The 1,060-nt window shown below is 72.4% G+C and carries 1 protein-coding gene; it reads right to left on the bottom strand.

Annotated elements, in window-relative coordinates; all coding sequences use genetic code 11:
- Positions 1-1,060, bottom strand: a 1,060-nt coding sequence (locus tag DPV74_RS41500; protein ID WP_162923346.1) for an AAA family ATPase, incomplete at both ends; no start/stop codon positions are given.

Here is a 1,060-nt window from a genome sequence, read left to right as displayed (position 1 = left end):
ACGAGGTCGAATTCGCCTTCGTTGCGCAGTTTCTCGAGCGCGTACGCGCGCGTCGATTCCGTCAACCGGTAACGCGCGTGCGCGCCGTGGAACTCGACGGTCACCAGCGACTTCGCGACCAGTTCGCCGAGCACCGCGATCGTCTCGGCGGCCGACATCCCGGGATCCATCGCGACCTCGCGCGCGGCATCGAACGTGAACGGGCCGGTGAAGCACGCCATCCGGCGAAACAGCGAGCGCGCGGCCGCATCCAGCAGCACGTAGCTCCAGTCGAACGTCGCCCGCAACGTCTGGTGGCGCGGCAGCGCCGATCGCAGCCCGCCGGTCAGCAGGTTCAGCCGGTCGTCCAGACGCGCGGCGACGGCCTCGAGCCCGAGCGTTGCGACGCGCGCGGCAGCCAGCTCGATCGCGAGCGGCAGCCCGTCCAGGCGCCGGCAGATGTCGCCGATCAGCCGGATGCCGGCCGCATCGACCGCGCAGTCGGGCGTGGCGGCGCGGATCCGCGCGAGGAACAGCTCGACGGCCGAATGACGCACGATCTCGTCGAGCGGCGCGTCGCTGTCCGGCACCGCCAGCGGGCTTACGCGAAACACGGCTTCGGCCGAGATATGCAGGGGTTCGCGGCTCGTCGCGAGCACGCGCAGCGACGGCGCGCGCGACGTCAGCGTATCGACGAGATCGGCCACCAGATCGACGACGTGTTCCGCGTTGTCGAGCACGATCAGGGCCGGCGACGCGGCGAACGCTCCGGCGATCCGGTCGATGCCCGGCACGCCGTCGGTCTCGAGACCGAGTTCCGCGGCGATCGCGAGCAGCACGTCGTCGCGCGTCGCGGCGCTCGCGAGCGCGACGAACAGCACTCGTTCGCCGGACCGCTCGCGCAGCTCGTGGGCGACGCGGCCGGCCAGGCTCGTCTTGCCGATGCCGCCCGCCCCGACGAGCGTGACGACCGGCGCGCGCTCGATCATGTCGACGATCTGCCCGATCTCCGCCTGACGCCCGACGAGCGAAACCGGGCGGGCCGCCGCGACGGGATCGGCCGGCAACGCGGCCGCGCGCG

Origin of the sequence: Burkholderia sp. HAN2018 (genome assembly GCF_024704855.1) — a bacterium.
Lineage (GTDB): Bacteria > Pseudomonadota > Gammaproteobacteria > Burkholderiales > Burkholderiaceae > Burkholderia > Burkholderia cepacia.
The sequence above is the reverse complement of the archived record's forward strand: the minus strand, read 5'-3'. Positions and strand labels throughout refer to the sequence as shown.